The organism is Raoultibacter timonensis (assembly GCF_022845715.1).
GTDB classification, from domain to species: domain Bacteria; phylum Actinomycetota; class Coriobacteriia; order Coriobacteriales; family Eggerthellaceae; genus Raoultibacter; species Raoultibacter timonensis.
Genome location: NZ_AP025564.1, coordinates 3,524,141 through 3,543,004, shown reverse-complemented (window position 1 = coordinate 3,543,004; position 18,864 = coordinate 3,524,141). Strand labels below are relative to the sequence as shown.

Annotated in this window: 12 protein-coding genes and 1 riboswitch; of the genes, 6 read left to right on the top strand and 6 right to left on the bottom strand. The window is 61.5% G+C overall.

Annotated elements, in window-relative coordinates:
• The first annotated feature begins 6 nt into the window (after positions 1 to 6).
• From tsaD to MWL89_RS14445, 4 genes are all read left to right on the top strand, one after another.
• A complete protein-coding gene (gene tsaD / locus MWL89_RS14460) occupies positions 7 to 2,589 on the top strand; it encodes a tRNA (adenosine(37)-N6)-threonylcarbamoyltransferase complex transferase subunit TsaD (RefSeq protein ID WP_244386974.1) in 2,583 nt (860 codons plus the stop codon).
• A 157-nt stretch (positions 2,590 to 2,746) separates the two neighbouring features.
• Positions 2,747 to 4,150, top strand: a complete 1,404-nt coding sequence (locus MWL89_RS14455; RefSeq protein ID WP_244386972.1) for a helix-turn-helix domain-containing protein — start codon at positions 2,747 to 2,749, stop codon at positions 4,148 to 4,150.
• 137 nt (positions 4,151 to 4,287) lie between these two features.
• On the top strand, positions 4,288 to 6,033 hold the full coding sequence (locus MWL89_RS14450; protein ID WP_244386970.1) for an FAD-binding protein: 1,746 nt from the start codon (positions 4,288 to 4,290) through the stop codon (positions 6,031 to 6,033).
• 97 nt (positions 6,034 to 6,130) lie between these two features.
• Positions 6,131 to 6,721, top strand: coding sequence for a GNAT family N-acetyltransferase (locus tag MWL89_RS14445; RefSeq protein WP_244386968.1), 591 nt, complete (start codon positions 6,131 to 6,133; stop codon positions 6,719 to 6,721).
• Positions 6,722 to 6,765: 44 nt separating this feature from the next.
• Here the strand turns inward: MWL89_RS14445 and lpdA are convergent, their stop codons facing one another.
• The 6 genes from lpdA to gcvT all read right to left on the bottom strand — a co-directional run bounded on the left by lpdA (position 6,766) and on the right by gcvT (position 13,896).
• Positions 6,766 to 8,175, bottom strand: a complete 1,410-nt coding sequence (gene lpdA, locus MWL89_RS14440) for a dihydrolipoyl dehydrogenase (RefSeq protein WP_244386966.1) — start codon at positions 8,173 to 8,175, stop codon at positions 6,766 to 6,768.
• A gap of 73 nt (positions 8,176 to 8,248) precedes the next feature.
• The gene (gene lplA, locus MWL89_RS14435) at positions 8,249 to 9,385 is read right to left on the bottom strand and encodes a lipoate--protein ligase (protein ID WP_244386962.1); all 1,137 of its coding nucleotides are present in this window, start codon (positions 9,383 to 9,385) and stop codon (positions 8,249 to 8,251) included.
• Between the two features lie 2 nt (positions 9,386 to 9,387).
• Positions 9,388 to 10,857, bottom strand: a complete 1,470-nt coding sequence (gcvPB, locus tag MWL89_RS14430; RefSeq protein ID WP_244386960.1) for an aminomethyl-transferring glycine dehydrogenase subunit GcvPB — start codon at positions 10,855 to 10,857, stop codon at positions 9,388 to 9,390.
• Positions 10,854 to 12,245 carry an aminomethyl-transferring glycine dehydrogenase subunit GcvPA gene (gene gcvPA, locus MWL89_RS14425; protein ID WP_244386958.1) on the bottom strand — a complete coding sequence of 464 codons (1,392 nt, stop codon included), beginning with the start codon at positions 12,243 to 12,245 and terminating at the stop codon, positions 10,854 to 10,856. Before gcvPA ends, gcvPB begins: the two co-directional genes overlap by 4 nt.
• Before the next feature lie 73 nt (positions 12,246 to 12,318).
• On the bottom strand, positions 12,319 to 12,690 hold the full coding sequence (gene gcvH, locus MWL89_RS14420) for a glycine cleavage system protein GcvH (RefSeq protein WP_102380028.1): 372 nt from the start codon (positions 12,688 to 12,690) through the stop codon (positions 12,319 to 12,321).
• Positions 12,691 to 12,807: 117 nt separating this feature from the next.
• The gene (gene gcvT, locus MWL89_RS14415; RefSeq protein WP_102380027.1) at positions 12,808 to 13,896 is read right to left on the bottom strand and encodes a glycine cleavage system aminomethyltransferase GcvT; all 1,089 of its coding nucleotides are present in this window, start codon (positions 13,894 to 13,896) and stop codon (positions 12,808 to 12,810) included.
• A 158-nt stretch (positions 13,897 to 14,054) separates the two neighbouring features.
• Positions 14,055 to 14,133: riboswitch (glycine riboswitch) on the bottom strand.
• An 810-nt stretch (positions 14,134 to 14,943) separates the two neighbouring features.
• Between gcvT and kdpA the strand changes: the two genes are divergently transcribed.
• Both kdpA and kdpB read left to right on the top strand, forming a co-directional pair.
• On the top strand, positions 14,944 to 16,716 hold the full coding sequence (gene kdpA, locus MWL89_RS14410; RefSeq protein WP_244386956.1) for a potassium-transporting ATPase subunit KdpA: 1,773 nt from the start codon (positions 14,944 to 14,946) through the stop codon (positions 16,714 to 16,716).
• Between the two features lie 20 nt (positions 16,717 to 16,736).
• Positions 16,737 to 18,845 (top strand): potassium-transporting ATPase subunit KdpB, encoded by a 2,109-nt coding sequence (gene kdpB / locus MWL89_RS14405; RefSeq protein WP_244386954.1) that lies wholly within the window; start codon positions 16,737 to 16,739, stop codon positions 18,843 to 18,845.
• Positions 18,846 to 18,864 lie beyond the last annotated feature (19 nt).

Below are 18,864 nucleotides of genomic sequence, written 5' to 3'. Positions count from 1 at the left end.
ACTACTATGAGCGAATTGACACACCCGTATATCCTTGCGTTCGACACGGCAAACGAGATCATAGCGATCGGACTCGGCGCACTCGATCCTGCAGACCGAAGCGTTTCTCTGGCTGCCTCGGTGGAAATCGAGGCCCATCGGGCGTCGAACACGCAGCTGCTGCCGCGCATCGACGCGCTGCTTTCCGAATGCGGTATCGACAAACATGCGATCGCTTGCGTGGTGTGCGGGCGCGGACCGGGATCGTTCACCGGCGTGCGCATCGCGATGGCTACGGCAAAGGGCGTCTCCGCAGCTCTCGAGGTTCCCCTGTACGGCGTCTCGACGCTCGATTCCATCGCATGGGGCTTGCAGCATGCTGGCGTGCGCGGGCATGCTGTGGTGGTAGCGGATGCCATGCGCAAGGAAGTCTATCCCGTTCGGTTCGAGCTATCGGATGAGGGCATTGCCCGTCTTGAGGCCGACAGCGTGGTCAAGGCCGACGAGGCTGCCGAACGCCTTGCGGGCGGGTGGCCCGCCCATTCGGCTGCAAAAGAGGGTGCGGCGAACGCTGCGGGTTTGGAGGCCGATGCGGTCAACGCCGCCGATGCGGCTGGCTGTACGGGCGCGGTTGCCGATGCGGCTGGCGGCGCATCCGCTGTTCCCGTCGTGGCGGGCGATGCACTCAAAAAATATGCCGATCTGTTCGAGCCGTGCGGCACGTTCGCCGACGAACCTCTCTGGACGCCGACGGGGCAGGGCCTGTTGCTCGCAGCTCAAGCGGCGTGGCGCGAAGGCGACATCGACCCGTTCGATGCCGCATTCGGCAATCCGGCGTTCGCTTTGCCGGTGTATACGAGGTTATCGGATGCTGAGGAAAACGAACGTATCCGATTGAGCAAGAACGAACCCAAAAATCTTCGCACCGGCGTACAGGATACGGGCATAAGGCGCGATCAGCGCGCAACGGTGCGCGACAGCGCGATCGAAAACGCCCAGGCGGATGAAAACGGCATCACGTACCGACCGCTCGATGCGGCGCATGCGCAAATGGTTGCGCATCTCGAAACGGAGCTCATGGGCACCGACGCGTGGAGCGAAGCGCTCGTGCTCGACGAGCTGCCGCGCAAGGATCGCGTGTGGTGGGCCGCTTACGATGCGGACGATGCGCTTGTCGGATATGCGGGGGGGTGGATCGTTGACGGTCAGGTGCAGATTCTCAAGGTTGCGACGGTGCCCGCCATGCGGCGTTGCGGCATTGCGCGATCGCTTTTGGCTCGCATCGCGAGCGATGCCCGCGATCTCGGCGCCAAGAGCTGCTCGCTCGAAGTTCGGGCGTCGAACGAATCGGCACAGGCTTTGTATCGCGCGCTTGGGTTCGAATCGATCGGCATGCGTCCGCGCTATTACTCGGATCGCGAGGATGCCGTTATCATGGAAGGTCCCCTTCCGCTCGATCACCACGATGTGGCGGGCATGGAGCTTATGGTGCACAGCGATGCCGAACCGTGCGATACCTCAGATGAAACGGCTGTTCAGCGGGCCGATTCACGCGAGCGTATCGAAGGCTCCCAACCGCTCGTCCTCGCCATTGAAACTTCGTGCGACGAGACGGCGGCTGCCATCGTCGACGGGCGGGGATCTCTTGTATCCGATGTGGTCGCATCCCAGATCGATTTTCATGCGCGGTTCGGCGGCGTGGTGCCCGAAATCGCCAGCCGCAAGCATATCGAAGCCATTTGCGGCGTTACGGACGAATGCCTCGACGTCGCGGCGGAGCGAATCGGCGTGCCTCGGCTTCGCTGGCGCGACCTTTCGGCGGTGGCGGTTACCTACGCTCCCGGCCTTGTGGGAGCGCTCGTGGTGGGAGTCGCCTTCGCGAAGGGTGCCGCGTGGGCGGCCGATCTGCCGTTTATCGGCGTGAACCATCTCGAAGGCCACATCTATGCGAACAAGATCGCCACGCCCGACATCACGCCGCCTTTGGTGGTGTCGCTCGTGTCGGGCGGGCACACGATGCTCGTCCATGTGAAGGCGTGGGGCGAATACGTTACGATGGGCTCGACGCTCGACGATGCGGTGGGCGAGGCATTCGACAAAGTTGCGAAGGCGATGGGCCTCGGGTATCCTGGCGGCCCCGTCATCTCGAAGCTCGCCGCCGAAGGCGATGCGTCAGCGATTGGTTTTCCGCGTGCCATGCTCCACTCGGGAGATCTGCGGTTTTCCTTATCGGGGCTTAAAACCGCCGTTATCACGTACTTGAGAAACGAGGAGGCGGCGGGACGCACGGTGGACAAAGCCGATGTTGCGGCATCGTTTCAGCAGGCGGTCATCGACGTGCAGGTGGCGAAAGCCGAGATGGCGCTCAAGCTGACCGGGGCGAAGGAGTTCTGCCTCGGTGGCGGTGTTGCGGCGAACCCCGCCCTGCGCGCGGCGTACGGGGTCATGTGCGAGAAGCTCGGGGTGCGGCTTACGCTGCCGCCGATGAGCGCATGTACCGACAATGCGGGCATGATCGCGCTTGTGGCGCTCGACCGCTATCGGGCGAAGCGCTTCTTCGGCCTCGATGCCGATGCTCAGGCGCATGTCGATATCGATCAGCCATATTAGGAACATAAGGTTAATGTCGACGATAGGATGACTTTTTTGGAATGCGGCCTCGATAATACTTTGCTGAAGAACCGAGGGGTGGCGGTAGGTGGGAGGTCTTGTGCGAGGGGAAAATAGCTTAGATAACGAACGGGGAAGGGGCCTGTTAACCGAGGCTATGGAGGTGCTTAGAGGCAACCTGCTTCTCGTACTTGGAAGTATTGCTTGGTGGGGAAGCCACTATCTGCTGCTTTGGAATGCTCGCATTGCTGCCGTCGATTCTCTTATCAGCGGATACGATGGTAGGTTCGTCTTGACTATTGCCGGAACCGTGATCGCCTTGGGCGTAGCAACTTTGGTTTCGCGCCGTAAGCCCCAGTTCACCTTTGCTGGATGGCGTGGCTCGTACGTGGTTTTCGCCGTTTGCGCCTCGGTGGCGCTCGGCCTGCTTGTTATACCCGCTTTGGGAGAATCGAATCCTATGGTAACGGCTGGCGGTGCGGTGCTTTCGGGCGTGGGGAACAGTTTCATGCTGCTTCTTTGCGGGGAGTTGCACGCGCGCATGGGAGTACGGTTCATGCCCTTGGTCTTTGCAGTTGAGACGGTTGCTGGAGTTGCGGTATTTTTCCTCCTTTCCTGGCTACCGGTTGTCGGAGAGATGGCTGCATCGGCGGTGCTCATAGTGATTGCCGCTGTATCTTGCTATGCTTATGCCCGTTTTGCCCGTCCCATGTATGCAGATCGGGTTCCCGCAAAAGTCGATATGACCGTAAAGCCGCTGGTGGTTCTTGCCGTGTTAACGGGCTTTGCCTACGGTCTCGTTCGTACTTTTGCGGCTGGGGGTCTTGAGCATTCAGGTGCATCCGCAGGAATGGAGTCGGAGTACATAGGTACCTGTATCTGCGCCCTTCTCCTGGTCGCTGTTTTTCTTCTCCAGGGTCGACAATCGCTTTTTGAGCAATGCCTCCTTTTCGTCGTGCCCCTCGTTGCTACGGGCATGCTGCTGGTATCGCTGCACGGGGTGATCGATGTTGTACCGACGGCTATCAATACAGGCGGGTTTGCCTGTTTCTTCAATCTGATGTGGTACTTCGCCGCGGTGTTGGCTGTACGCGATAAGAAATACCGGCTGACCTTTCTGGTTGCTTTACTGTTTTTCAGCAGTCAGCTCGGTCAGATGCTCGGTGCACTTGTGCCCACGCAATTCTCGAATGCATTCTCAAGTGGACTAACGTACCTTCTCTTGCTCGTGTCGACGCTCTTTATGTACTATCGTGCAAAAACCGCCCAGAAAAACCTGGACAAGGACGGCATGTCGGAAGATCCGTTTTCGATCGAAGGCGAAGAGTGCTTGGAAGACAGTGCAGTTGATGCATGGATCCAGCGGTTCGGTTTTAGCGCTCGGGAGGCGCAGATAGCGATGCTGCTGGCGCGCAGAATGCCTTATAAGCAAATTAGCGCTGGTTTGTTTATTTCGGACAATACGGTGAAAACCCATGTTCGCAACATTTATAAGAAAGCGGATGTCTCGTCGCGCGAGGAGCTTGTTGAGGCGTTGCGCGATATCGCGAAAAATGGGTGAGGAAATACGATTATTGTAGGGTATCCCCAGATAGGGACCCTGTGGGAAAATCACACATTATTCGCGATTGTTGAAGAAAAAAACGGTTCCTAAAATCCTTCCCAGGCAGTAAACCACACCGAATGGAGGGATTCGCTATGCGCGAAACAGTAAAAAGCTTTGATCGCCGTACGTTTATGAAAGGAGGTATCGTTGCTGCTGCAGCGGCTGCAACGGGCTCCCTTTTGGCATCATGCTCTCCGCAGGCAACCGAAGGCGTTGCAAGTGCAGAAGACAATGCTGACAATATGCAGCCAAGCGCTTCTCGAGTTGCGGTTGGGTATGCAAACCCCGATGGAATTGGCATACCCGTTGCGCCCGACTCTACGGAAGATGTCGATGTTGTCGTGATGGGTTCGGGCATGGGCGGCTTTACGGCGGCCATGTTTGTCAAAGAACAAGACCCCGATGCGATAGTGGTCATGTTGGAGAAGCAGAACGCGTTGGGCGGAAACACCAACTTTGCCGAAGGTGGTGCCGGGTATCTCAATATGTCGCCCGAAGAAGCGCGGGCAGCGGTCCAGGCCGAAATGATTCAGCGCAATTTCGTCGTGGATCCCTCTTTGTTTTACGCGCTTCGCACTCAGCAAGGTGACTGTGCCGACTGGCTGTTTGGCAAGCATGGAGTTAAGATCGAAGATTATGGCAGCGGACAGCCTCTGTACGAAGGCGGTACGGGGGCATCCGCCATCGCTACGCTGACGCCTCAAGCTCAGGAACTCGGCGTTGATATACGTACCGAAGCACGTGCTTTCGCTCTCGTTCTCGAAGACGACTACACGGTTTCCGGCATCCAGTACAAGGCCGCAGACGATAGCGTTGTCCAGCTCAATGCCAAGGCAGTTGTTATCGCTTCGGGAGGCATGAACACCAATCCCGAGCTGCTCAGCCTTTACTCGAACGTTGATTTAGGCAAGGTTATGCCGCTGGGTACCGGTCAAGATGGCGACGGCCATCTTATGGTGGAGCAAACGGCACACGGTCGAACCGGGCTGCAGACAATAGATGGGTTCTTTGCGGGAATTGGTACGGCCGATGATCCATGTGGTTTCAACTCCGATCTCAACACCGCTGCAGGATTTCAATTCTCCAGCATGTTCGTGAACCAGTACGGCAACCGATTCTACGATGAGTCGTTCGGATTCAACACTGGATCCCAGCTGTTCTTTACCTGTATCCCGCAGGTTGTTCTATCGCAAAGCCAGGCTTTCTCGGTGTTCGATGAATCCTATGTTAGTAAATGGGAAGAGGGCCAGTGGCAGAACGGCCACAACGGTTTCGATAGCGCTACGAAATCAGGTACGCCGCTTGAGATTCGTTCGGAAATCGAACGAGTAAAAGATAAGGATTGGTTCTATCAAGCCGATACGATTGAAGAACTCGGCAGGGCGATTGCCGCCGACGTGGAAAGCTTCGATGTTAATGCTTTTGTCGAAACCGTTGAGGCCTACAATAATGCAGCCGAGGGATCTGCAGATGAATACGGGAAGCCGCAAGAGTTTATTTGGCCGCTTAAAACCGCTCCCTTTTATGCGGCGAAGGCTGGTGTGAACGCATACAATACCAATGGCGGGATCCACATCAACACTCATGCCCAAGTGGTAGACCCCAATGGAAAAGCAATTGCGGGGTTGTACGCTTCGGGCATTGCTACCGCTGGATGGGATAGCCAAGTGTATGGCGGCGGCACCAATCAACCGGTTGCCCTCTGGTGCTCTTGTGCGGCGGCGCGCCATATAGTAGAAAGCCGTCTTGGCAAAACGGTTGCAGATGATTGGATGGGCGATATCCCCATGTCCACGATTCTCGGTGAAGGCTATACGAACGCTAATCCGCTTGGCTAGGCTATACTTTGTAAGAAAGAGCAAAGCAGTTGATTCTCGGTTCGCAGGGAATCAACTGCTTTGAGGTTTAGGGTGGTCGATTGACGGAATGGGAAGCGTGTGTGAAAGGATTCTCCAAACCGAGCGTCTCGCTTTGCGGAAGCTCGACAATGGCGATTTCGAGAACCTCTGCACGATCTTGCAGGATGAAAAAGCCATGTATGCCTACGAGCATGCATTCTCCGACGCTGAGGTGCGGCAGTGGTTGCGGCGGCAGATCGATCGGTACGTGCGTGATGGCTTCGGGCTCTGGGCGGTCATCCTGAAGGAGACTGGGGCATTCGTCGGACAGTGCGGCCTCACCTTGCAGGAGTACGGCGAGACGCAGGTTGTCGAGGTCGGGTATCTGTTCGCTCGCTCGCAGTGGCATCGTGGCTACGCAACCGAGGCGGCTTCGGCTTGCAGGGACTATGCGTTTGAAACAGTTGGCTCCGACGAGGTGTTCTCGTTCGTCCGCTCGACGAACGAGGCGTCTAAACGCGTTGCCGAGCGAAACGGCATGACGCCGCGCGGTACGTTCGTCAAACACTACTGCGGCATCGATATGCCCCACGTCGCCTATTCGATTACGCGGGCGGAATGGGAGAACGCATTGTCGGCCCAAAAACACGGTTTCGGCGGTGATTCCGTGTCTTTGGGTCGACAATAGCTGCGTGCCCGTGCTTGCAGCATGACGGCGGGCACGGGCACGCTTTACGGGCGTCGTTTCGGCATGGCGTGGACGGCTCCGCTGCCGAGCGCTTCGAGCGCTTCGCCGATCGCCTCTTCGAATGTGGGGTGGGGGCGGATCGCGGAGCCCATCTGCTCGATCGTGAGGCCGTTCGCCACTGCGACGGCGAGCTCCCCGATCATGTCGGTCGCGCGACCGCACATGAGCTGCGCGCCGATGATGCGACCCTCTTCGTCGGCGACGATCTTCGCGAAACTGCGATCCTGCCCGGTGATCACCGACTTCCCGTTGCCCGCCATGGCGAACTTGCCCGTGCGCACCGCGATGCCTGCCTCCTTCGCCTCCGCTTCGGTCATGCCGACGCAGGCGATTTCGGGCGACGAGTACACGCACGACGGTACAAGCAAGGGGTCGAAGGAGCTGCTCTGCCCCGCGATGGTCTCGACGGCTGCGATGCCCTGCGCCGAGGCGGCATGGGCGAGCTGCGCTCCTGCGGCGGCCACATCGCCGATGGCAAACACGCCCTCGACCGACGTGCGCATATGCTCGTCGACGGCGATGCGGCCGCGTTCGAGCTCGAGTTCGAATCCCCCGCTGAAGAGGCCTCCTGTGGCAGGGGTGCGTCCGGTGGCTATCAACACGGCGTCCGTATCGGCGCGGAATTCGCCGCTTTTTGCGCTGTAGCGAACGCTCAGCGTTCCGTCCGCTGTGCGCTCGATCGCTTCCACGAGGGCGTTTGCAACGATCGCGCAACCGCGCTTCTTGGCTGTCATCGCGAGGCTCTGGCCGAATTCGCGATCCATGGTCGGCAGGATGCGCGCAGCCGCTTCGAGGACGGTGACCTCGGCCCCGAGCGCGGTGTAGATCCCCGCGAACTCCATGCCGATCACGCCGCCCCCAACGATCACGAGACGGTCGAGTTCGGGCACGGTTTCGAGCAGATCGTCTGACGTGAGCACGCCAGCTTCGCCGATACCGGCGATCGGGGGCATCGAGGGGGCGGAGCCGGTCGCGATGATGAGATGGTCGGCGGAAAGCTCGCGGATGGCGCCGTCGGGCGAGGAAACCGCGATAGAGCCGAGCCCCGCGATGGTAGCCGTGCCGCGTAGAAGCGTCACGCCGTTCGCATTGACGAGCGCCTCGACGCCGTCTTTGAGCGAGTCGCGCACCTCGACGACGCGTGCGCGGAGCGCATCGTAGTCGACCGCAGCCGAGCCGAACTGTATGCCGAGCGGCGCGGCATGCGACAGCTCGGCATACAGTTCGGCGGTGTGAGCCATGGTCTTCGTGGGAATGCAGCCGCGGTTGAGGCACGTGCCCCCAACCTCGTCCCGCTCGATGAGCGCCGTCTTGATGCCAAGTTGCGCGGCCCTGATGGCGGCGACGTAGCCGCCCGGGCCTGCGCCGATGATCGCCAGTTCGAAGTATTCCATGCTGTCGTGTCCTTTCCTGTGCGGGCGGAGCCTGCGTGGGCGCCGCTGCCGCTCGGGGGCTCGAGGTTCTGTTCTAAAAGCTGCTGCGGAAGAGCGCGATGCAATCTGCGCGCATCGCACGTTGTGCGTCCGTTTCTGCTTCGAGGGCTTCAAGGTGCCGCTCGATTGCGCTGAATTCGTAGGGGCAGCCGATCAGGGCCTCGCCGAGCCGTCCGATGTATTCGGCATCGAGCGCATCGGAGAAGATGCGCGCATTCGCGATGGCTCCTTTTTCCACAAGCACCTCGACATCGAGGTTGCCCCATGCGAAGCGCTCGTCGAGCGCGTGGGTGAACGGTGCGGTGTGCCCGAGCCTCCACGCGTCCGAGGCGAAACGCTCTCGACGCCGTGCGACGTCGGCTGGGTCGAAGCGATCGGCATCGAGGGGTTGCGCTGCCGATCCGAACGATTCCGAAAGCGCTTCGATGAGCGCGATCGAGAGCGTTTCCACCGTGATGCGCGTGTTGAGCGCAGCGAGGTTCACCACGCGCGAGCGCACGGAGTCGACGCCCTTGGCGGCGAGCTTCTTCGGGTCGGGTTGCAGATAGCGGGCGAGTTTGCCCATGTCCACGTCGATCATGAGCGTTCCGTGGTGGCAGCGCTTGCTGCCCGAGCGGAAGAACGCGTTGCCCGAGAACTTCGCCCCGTCGACGGTGGCATCGTTGCGCCCCGACACGCGGGCGCCCAAGTCGAAAGAGCGCACGGCGCCGCACATGATGTCCAGGTAGCGGGCCACGTCGTAGACGCCGTCGCGTGCGACGAACGTGAAGTTGAGGTTTCCGATGTCGTGGAAGACCGCGCCTCCCCCCGACAGACGGCGGGCGATCCTTCCGCCGTCGGCTTCGAACTCGGCGATGCGGCATTCCTTCCATGGGTTCTGGTTGCGACCGATCACGATGGTGTTCTCGTTCTGCCAGAGAAACAGGATGCACTCGTCGGGCAAGACGGCGTCGACGAGCGCTTCCTCGGTCGCGATGTTCTCATAGGGGTCGGTCGACTCGCTTATAAGGAAACGTGGCGTGATCGTATTCGCCCCGGCTCGGCCCGCAGCGGCCGCGCGGGAAACCGGCGGTTTCGGCTCGGCAGGGACCGCTGCGGCCGAGCCCGATCCGGTCGGCTCCGTTTCGTCGGGGGCAGCATCGGCTGCGTGAGGCGCAATCGGGCTCGCCATGCCTACTCGGCGCCTTCCTGCGCGGCAGGCCTCTCGGGTTCCTCGGGCGTCCAGCGGACGACGGGCTTGCGCGCCGCCTGCACCTCGTCAGGCCTGCCGATTCTCGTCGTAAGCGGTGCGCTGTGCAGCGCTTCTGCGTTCTCGTGGGCCTCGTGCCAGATGGCGCGGAACGCCTCGGCCGCAGCGTCGAGCGTCTCGCGGCTTTCGGTTTCGGTCGGCTCCACCATGAGGGCCTCGTGCACGATGAGCGGGAAGTACATCGTGGGCGGGTGCATCCCGAAATCGAGGAAGCGCTTGGCAACGTCGAGTGCGCTTGCGCCCGTTTCCTCCTTGAGGGGGCCGAGGTCCATGACGAATTCGTGCATGCAGGGCCCGGGGTAGGGCATGGTGTAGAGGTCCTCGAGCTTGCGCATCAGGTAGTTTGCGTTGAGCACGGCGGTGCGCGCGGCCTGAGGAATGCCTTCTTTGCCGAGGGCGAGGATATAGGCGAGCGCGCGGACGGTTACGCCGAAGTTGCCGTAGAACGATTTCATGCGCCCGATCGAGTGCTCGGGTTCCACGAGAACGTAGGCGCCGTCACGCTCCTCGACGACGGGAGTCGGCAGAAACGCTGCGAGGTGCTCTTTGCAACCGACGGGACCCGAACCCGGTCCGCCTCCGCCGTGCGGCGTCGAGAACGTTTTGTGCAGGTTGAGGTGCACGCAGTCGAATCCCATATCGCCGGGGCGCACGATGCCCATGATGGGGTTGAGGTTCGCTCCGTCGTAGTAGCACAGGCCGCCCGCCTCGTGCACGATGGCGCAGATCTCGAGGATGTTGGGATCGAACAGGCCGAGCGTGTTGGGGTTGGTGAGCATGAGCCCTGCCGTATCGGGCCCGACCGCCGCTCGCAGCGCGTCGAGGTCGACGCCGCCTTGCTCGTTCGAGGGAACGTTGACCGTGTCGAACCCGGCCATCGAGGCGGTGGCGGGATTGGTGCCGTGAGCCGAATCGGGCACGATGATCGTGGTTCGGGCCGTGTCGCCCGCGGCCTTATGGTAGGCGCGGATGAGCAGAAGGCCCGTGTACTCGCCGTGCGCGCCTGCGGCGGGTTGCAGCGTGACGGCGTCCATGCCGGTGATCTCGGCCAAAAGGTCACAGGTGAGCGCCATGGTTTCAAGCGCTCCCTGCACGGTAGAGGCCGGCTGCAAAGGATGGATATCGGCGAATCCGGGAAGCGTTGCGATCTCTTCGTTGATGCGCGGATTGTACTTCATGGTGCAGGAGCCGAGCGGGTAGAACCCGTCGCACACGCCGAACGCCTCGTCGGCGAGGTGGTTGTAGTGGCGGTCGAGGTCGACTTCGGCCACTTCGGGGAGGTTGGGCGCCTTGGCACGGCAAAACCGCTCGTCGGGAAAGGCTGCTGGCACGTCGCATTCCGGCAGAAGGGAGGAAGCGCGGCCGGGTTTCGAGAGTTCGAATATGAGGTTCATCGCGCCCACTCCTTTACAAGTTCGACCGCCTCATCGATCTGAGCCTTCGAGTTCATTTCGGTGGCGCACCACAGGATGCCGCGCTCAGGGGAACCGTGCGGACGCCCTTGGGCTGCGGCTTCGGACGTGCCGGAGCCGCCGGATGCGGCATCGGGAACAAACTCGATGGGCAGCCCCATGAGTACGCCGCGCTCGGCGAGCGCTCGTTCGAGCGCGGCGGGGTCGAGCGGGCAGGTGGTCGCGAACTCGTTCATGAACGGCGCATCCCATGCGAGATCGAACCCGTCGATCTCGCAGAGGCGCTCGGCCAGATAGTGCGCTTTCGCATAGCTGGAGCTTGCCGCCCGAGCGAGGCCGTCGGGGCCCATGCAGGCCAGGTAGGTGCCCGCGGCGAGCGCGCAGAGCGCTTCGTTCGAGCATACGTTCGACGAGGCCTTCTCGCGGCGGATGTGCTGCTCGCGGGCTTGCAAGGTCAAGACGAACGCGCGATTGCCCTGCGCGTCTTGCGTTTGCCCGACGATGCGTCCGGGAAGCTTGCGCATGAGCGCCGAGGTGCAGGCGATGATGCCGAGGTAGGGGCCTCCGAACGAAAGCGGGAGTCCGAGCGATTGCCCCTCGGCCACGCAGATGTCGACACCGAGTTCACCGGGGCTTGCGAGGATGCCGAGCGATACGGGGTCGGCTGCCATGATCGCTTTAGCGCCCGCTGCATGGATGGCTTCGATCAGGTCGCCCGCATCTTCGAGGATGCCGAAGTAGTTGGGCTGCTGGATGATGGCGCATGCGGTCGCCTCGCCGAGCGCGGCAGCGAACGCGGGCGCGTCGGTGGCGCCGCCCTTGGCGGGGATCACCTCGACCTCGACCCCGCGGCTTTCGCAGTAGGTTTTCACCGTCTCGATGGTCTGGGGGTTCACGGTGGCCGATACCACAACGCCCGAACGCTTGCGATCCTGGCACATGAACACCGCTTCGGCGGCAGCGGTCGCCCCGTCGTAAAGCGAGGCGTTCGACACGTCCATGCCGGTCAGCTCGCATACCATCGACTGGTACTCGAAGATCGACTGCAGGACGCCCTGGCTGACCTCGGCTTGGTAAGGCGTGTAGGCGGTCACGAACTCCTCTTTGGAGATCACGGTTTTCACGAGTGCGGGAACGAAGCGCCGATAGGCGCCCGCTCCGCGGAAGACCGAGCGGAAGACGGTGTTTTCGGCGGCCATGGCGCCGAGCTTCTCGCGCAGTTCGAGCTCGGTCAGCCCGCTGGGCAGGTCGAGCTCGCCTGCGCGGGCGGCTTCGGGCACGATGGCGTACAGATCGTCGGTCGAGTCGAACCCGAGATCGGCGAGCATCTGCTCGCGTTCGCCCGAGGTCGACGGAAGATAGCTTCCCATGTAGCGGGCCCTTTCTGTTCGGGGTTCGCCGTGGCTGCTTATCGGGAATCGGGGCAACCGTGCGGCAGGGTGGTTATTGTGCGCAGCTTTCGGCGTAGGCGGGGGCGTCCATCGTCTCGACGGCGATCGAGGCGGGCTCCACGCGCACGAGCCAGGCATCCCAGGCCGATTCGTTGATGAGCGCCGGGTTGTCGAGCAGCTCTTCGTTCACCTCGACGACTGTGCCGTCGACAGGGCTGATGACCTCGGAGACCGCCTTGACCGATTCGACGTCGGCGAACGGCTCTCCTCCCACAAGCTCGTCGCCCACTTCGGGCAGGCCGACGAACACGAGGTCGCCAAGCTCCTTTTGCGCGTAGTCGGTCAAGCCGATCGTGGCGTTCTCGCCGTCAACGGCGACCCACTCGTGGGTTTCGGTGTACATGCGGTCCGCGGGGTAGTCCATGATGGTCCTTTCTTCGGGCGTCGGACGATCCGACGCTGTTTCCGGTGTACCGCGCGGGCTCCTTTGCCTGTGCGGCCGTGCTGCCGAAAAGAGGCGGAACGGGCGTTCCGTCTGAATCTATCGCTTCCTTTTGTAGAACGGCATGGGTGCGACGCGCGCCTCGACTTTCCGTCCGCGCACTTCGACTTCGAGCGAGTCGCCGATTTCGGCCGATCCCGTCTCGACGAGCGCCATGGCGCAGGCCTTTTTCAAGAACGGGCAGTACGTGCCCGAGGTGGTGGTGCCGATTCGCTTGCCGTCGGCGAACACCGGCTCGTGCTCGCGTACGATCCCGCGTCCCGTAACCTCGATGCCGATGCGCGTGCGGGCTGGCAATCCTTTTGCGGCGATGGCCTCTTTGCCGATGAAGCCGGGTTTTCCCATCTTCACGCCGAATGCGAGGCCCGCTTCCATCGGATCGACGGTTTCGTCCATCTCGTGACCGTACAAGGGCATGCTCGCTTCGAGGCGCAGCGTATCGCGGGCGCCGAGTCCGCAGGGGACGAGTCCGTCTTCGGCGCCTGCACCGATGAGCGCCTCCCATAGCGCGGGTGCTTCGGCGGGCGCACAGTACAGTTCGAAACCGTCTTCGCCCGTGTAGCCGGTGCGCGAAACAAGGCAATCGCAACCCGCAACCGCAACGTGCGGCTCGAACGTGTAGTACGCGCTCGGAAGTGCCGCTTCGTCGGCCACGCGGGCGAGGATCGTCTGCGCGAGCGGGCCCTGGACGGCGATCTGCGCGATCTCGTCGGACAGATCGCGCATCACGGTATCGTCGAGCAGATGGTCGGCCATCCAAGCCACGTCCTTGTCTTTGTTGGCGGCGTTCACTACGGCGAGAAACCGTTCGTCGTCGAGACGGTATACGATGAGGTCGTCGACCATGCCGCCGTCCTCGTAGCATAGCGCCGTGTAGCGGCAGCGCCCGTAGGCCATGTCGCTGAAATCATTGGTCATGAGGCGGTTGAGCGTTGCGAGTGCACCGGGGCCCTCGAACAGCACCTCTCCCATATGCGATACGTCGAACAGCCCGCAGGCGTTTCGCACGGCAAGGTGCTCTTTCATGAGGCCGGTGGGGTATTCGATGGGGAGCAGGTAGCCGGCGAAGGGCACGATTTTTCCTTCGGCAGCGAGGTGGACGTCGTACAGGGGCGTCTTCTTTTCCATGAGCCAAAACCTTTCAGGGCGGGGCCGGATGCAAAAAGGCGCGCTCAGGGATTGCCCCGGGCGCGCCTCTGTCTCCATACCTGAAAGATGAACCCCGCAGCCGTGCAACCCGCGTGGGCTTGCTTCTTCGGTGCCGATCGAACGGCTTTCCAGAGGTTTGTCGGATTCCAGTCCTTTTGCCTGAGAGTTTCTGCCCCTTCGGCTCCCGCGTGCGCGGGCATCTCCCGGAATCGTCATCCAAACGCTGTGTGCGGGGTCAGAATACCATGCGCTTTGCGCCGGGTAAACCAACGGCTCGCGAACGGTTTGCCGTGAGGATGATCGGGCGTCGCGGCGGCTTTCTGCTTGCGTTCGAGGTCCCTGCCAATCGCGGCGGCCCCCGATCTTGCGAATGTGGCAGAAATTTCGACCTGTGCCAAAATGTACTATAGTAAGTAATTGATGCGTGCGTTTTCAAAGATCCGCGACCAGGTGTTTCTCCGGAAGCTGCCGAAATATCAATAATGTATCTGATTCCATAATTGGCATAGGTCGAAATCTCTGCCATCTTCGGGTCATCCGCCGCTAAATCGGGGTCGGCGCGGTTCCCGCAGGGCCCCCGATGGCGATCCGGCGTTCTTGGAAGCCGAACGGGCTTATGCCGATGACAGTACGGGACGCTACCCGAAACTGGCCCCCGCTGTCAAACCGCCCTCGGCATGCGCCAGCCCTTGCCCACCCTTGCCCATCGCTCGCACGGCGCCCGTCGCCTTGCGCCCCGTTTGTCCGACACGGCGGCCAGAGTCGGCCTCTTTGGCTTATGCGCAGATGCCCGTCATCTTTATCCGATCTTAATACAGTGCCTGTGACCTTAACAACGCGTTAATGCGGCTCGGATTAACCTAGAGTCCAGCCCGGGCGGTAGTGCGCACGCAGCCCGGGCGCAAAGAAGGAAATTCGGAAAGGTTGGAATGAGATGGAAACAGTTGCCGGCGTCATCGGCGTCCTGAGCATCGCCTTGATGCTCTATCTGTTTTACGTGCTGCTGAAAGGCGGTGATGAAAGGTGATGGACGAACTGCTGGAATACGGTATCTACGTCGCCCTCCTCGTTGCCCTCGCCATACCGCTCAGCGGGTACATCAACAGGGTGATGGCCGGAGAAAAAACGCTGCTCGGCCGCGTGCTCTGCCCGGTTGAAGGCGTTCTCTACCGCGTGATCGGGGTCAGCAGGAACGAGAACATGAACTGGAAGCGCTATCTGCTGTGCGCTCTCGCGTTCTCGGCGGTATCGCTCATCGTCTTGTGGGCGATTCTCATGTGCCAAGGGTTCTTGCCGTTCAACCCCGAGGGGTTGCCCGGTCAATCGTGGGATTTGGCTTTTAATACGGCAGTGAGCTTCGTGACGAACACGAACTGGCAGTCGTACAGCGGCGAGAGCTCGCTGAGCTACTTCTCGCAGGCGATCGGCCTCACCGTGCAGAACTTCGTAACGCCCGCCGTTGGCATGGCGGTCCTGTTCGCCCTGTTCCGCGGCATGGTTGCCGAAAACAGTGAAGGCCTCGGATCGTTCTGGGTCGACGTTACGCGCGGCGTTATGTACGTGTTCATCCCGCTGTGCTTGGTCATGTCGATCGTCGGTATTGCGAGCGGCATGCCTGAAAACCTCAGCGAATACCAGGAAGTCGATCTCGTCGAGCCGGTGGGCATCGATGCGGACGGCAATGCGGTAGCGGCTGACGATCCGTCGGCGGTCGACACGGTCGACAAGCAGATCGTGCCCATGGGACCGCAGGCGAGCCAGGTTATGATCAAACAGCTCGGCACCAACGGCGGCGGCTACAACGGTGTGAACTCGGCGAGCCCGCTTGAGAACCCCACGCCGCTCACCAACATCATCCAGTGCATCGCGCTGCTGCTCGTGCCTATCGCGCTGCTGTTCAGCTTCGGACGCTTCGTCAACGACCGCCGGCAGGGCAGGGCGGTGTTTGCGGCCGTGTTCATCTTGCTTGTCGTATCGCTTGGCCTCATTGCGTTCTTTGAGCAGTCAGGTACGCCCCAGCTTGCGCAAAACGGCGCGGTCTACATGGGCGTCGATGGCCAATCGGGCGGCAACATGGAGGGCAAGGAGGTTCGCTTCGGCGTTACGGACTCGTCGCTTTGGGCCGCATTCACCACGGCCGCGTCGAACGGCTCGGTCAACTCGATGCACGACAGCTACACGCCCATCGGCGGCATGGTACCCATGGTGCTCATGCAGCTCGGCGAGGTCATCGGCGGCGGCGTGGGCTGCGGGTTGTACTCGCTCATCGGGTTCGTGATGCTCACGGTGTTCATCGCGGGGCTCATGGTCGGCCGTACGCCCGAGTACCTCGGCAAGAAGATCGGGCCGAAGGAGATGCGCATGGCGGTGATCCTGTGCATCACCACGCCGTTCGTGATACTCGTGGGGGCTGCGGCGATGAGCCTCGACCCTGCGACGGTCGATAGCCTCAACAACCCCGGTGCCCACGGTTTTTCGGAGGTGCTCTACGCGGCAACCTCGGCGGGGGGCAACAACGGATCCGCATTTGCGGGGCTCAATGCGAACACGCCGTTCATCAACGTCGTGCTCGGTCTGGAGATGCTCGTGAACCGCTTCGTTCCCATCGTTGCAACGTGCGTTCTCGCCGGCAGCTTGGCATCGCGTAAGAAGGTTGCGACCACGGCGGGCACGCTATCGACGAGCAATGCGATGTTCGTGTTCCTCCTGATCCTGATCATACTCCTCGTAGGCGCTCTGACGATGTTCCCGGCCCTTGCCTTGGGTCCGATAGCCGAACAACTTCAGATGGTAATGTAGAAGGTAAGGTGCGAGAAACCATGGCAACTGCCACACTGAAACAATACGACACGAAATCGCAGGCGAGCCGTGCCGTACGCGATGCGTTCGCGAAGCTGAATCCCAAGGACCAGGTGAAGAATCCGGTCATGTTCATGGTGTTCGTTTCCGCCATACTCACGACGATCCTGTTCGTGCTTTCGCTGGCGGGCATCGCCGATCAGCAGCCGGGCTTCATCCTGGCCATCGCCGTGATCCTCTGGCTCACCGTCCTGTTCGCGAACTTCGCGGAGGCGATAGCCGAGGGGCGCGGCAAGGCCCAAGCCGACTCCTTGCGCGCCGCGAAGCGCGATGTGCAGGCCCACAAGATCACCCAGGGCCTCCTCGCCGCAGGCCAGCATGAGGGCGATCCCGCTTCCCTGTACTTCGCGCGTTCCGAAGAGGTCAACTCGGCCACGCTCAAGAAGAAGGATTACGTTTTCGTAGCGGCGGGCGAGCAGATTCCCGCCGATGGCGAGGTCGTCCAGGGCGCCGCTTCGGTCGACGAGAGCGCGATCACGGGCGAATCGGCGCCGGTCATCCGCGAATCGGGCGGCGATCGCTCGTCGGTAACCGGTGGCACGACCGTGCTGTCCGACTGGCTCGTCGTATGCGTGACCCAGGAAAGCGGCAAAAGCTTCCTCGACCAGATGATCTCCATGGTCGAATCGGCAACACGTAAGAAGACCCCCAACGAGATCGCGCTGCAGATTCTGCTCGTAGCCCTCACGATCATATTCTTGCTCGTAGCCGCATCGCTGTTCACGTTCAGCGGGTTCTCGTCGGGCCTGTCCGATATGGCCAACCCGACCACGATCACCTCGCTCGTGGCCCTGTTCGTCTGCCTTGCGCCGACCACCATCGGAGCCTTGCTTTCGGCCATCGGCATCGCCGGCATGAGCCGTCTCAACAAGGCGAACGTGCTGGCCATGAGCGGGCGTGCGGTCGAGGCGGCGGGCGACGTCGACGTGCTGCTGCTCGACAAGACCGGCACGATCACGCTCGGCAACCGCCAGGCGAGCGAGTTCGTCCCCGTCGACGGGGCAACCGAGGAAGAGCTCGCCGATGCGGCGCAGCTCGCGAGCCTCACCGACGAGACGCCCGAAGGCCGCAGCATCGTCGTGCTCGCCAAGGAGCGCTTCAACATCCGCGAACGCGAGCTCGAGGGGTCGGGTATGGTGTCGATCCCGTTCTCGGCGGCTACGCGCATGAGCGGCGTCGATTTCGACGGTCATGAGATTCGCAAGGGCGCAGCCGATGCGATTAAGAGCTACGTTGAGAAATTCGGAGGTTCGTACAGCGATGAATGCAGGCAAAGGGTCGAAGACATCTCTCGCGCAGGCGGTACTCCGCTGCTTGTTGCTCGGGATCATCGTATTGTGGGCGTCATCTATCTGAAAGACATTGTCAAACAGGGCATCAAGGAGAACTTCGCCAGTCTGCGCAAGATGGGCATCAAGACCATCATGATCACGGGCGACAATCCGATGACCGCGGCTGCGATTGCCGCCGAGGCCGGCGTGGACGACTTCCTGGCCGAGGCGACGCCCGAGGCGAAGCTCGACATGATCCGCCGCTATCAGGCGGAGGGTCACATGGTGGCCATGACGGGCGACGGCACCAACGATGCGCCGGCGCTCGCGCAGGCCGACGTGGCCGTGGCGATGAACAGCGGCACGCAGGCCGCGAAGGAGGCGGGCAACATGGTCGATCTCGACTCGTCGCCCACGAAGCTCATCGACATCGTCATGATCGGTAAGCAGCTGCTCATGACACGCGGATCGCTGACGACGTTCTCGATCGCCAACGACATCGCCAAGTACTTCGCGATCGTCCCCGCGCTGTTCGTTCCGCTGTACCCCGAGCTCGATGCGCTCAACATCATGCGCCTTACGAGCCCCGAAACGGCGATCCTCGCAGCGATCATCTACAACGCGCTGATCATCGTCGCGCTCATCCCGCTCGCGCTCAAAGGCGTGAAATACCGCGAAGCGTCCTCGCAGAGCCTGCTTACGCGCAACCTTCTCGTCTACGGCCTTGGAGGCATCGTGTTGCCCTTCGTGGCGATCAAGGCGATCGATCTGCTGCTTACCTTGTGTGGCATGGCTTAAGGGAAATCGAGAAACGCGG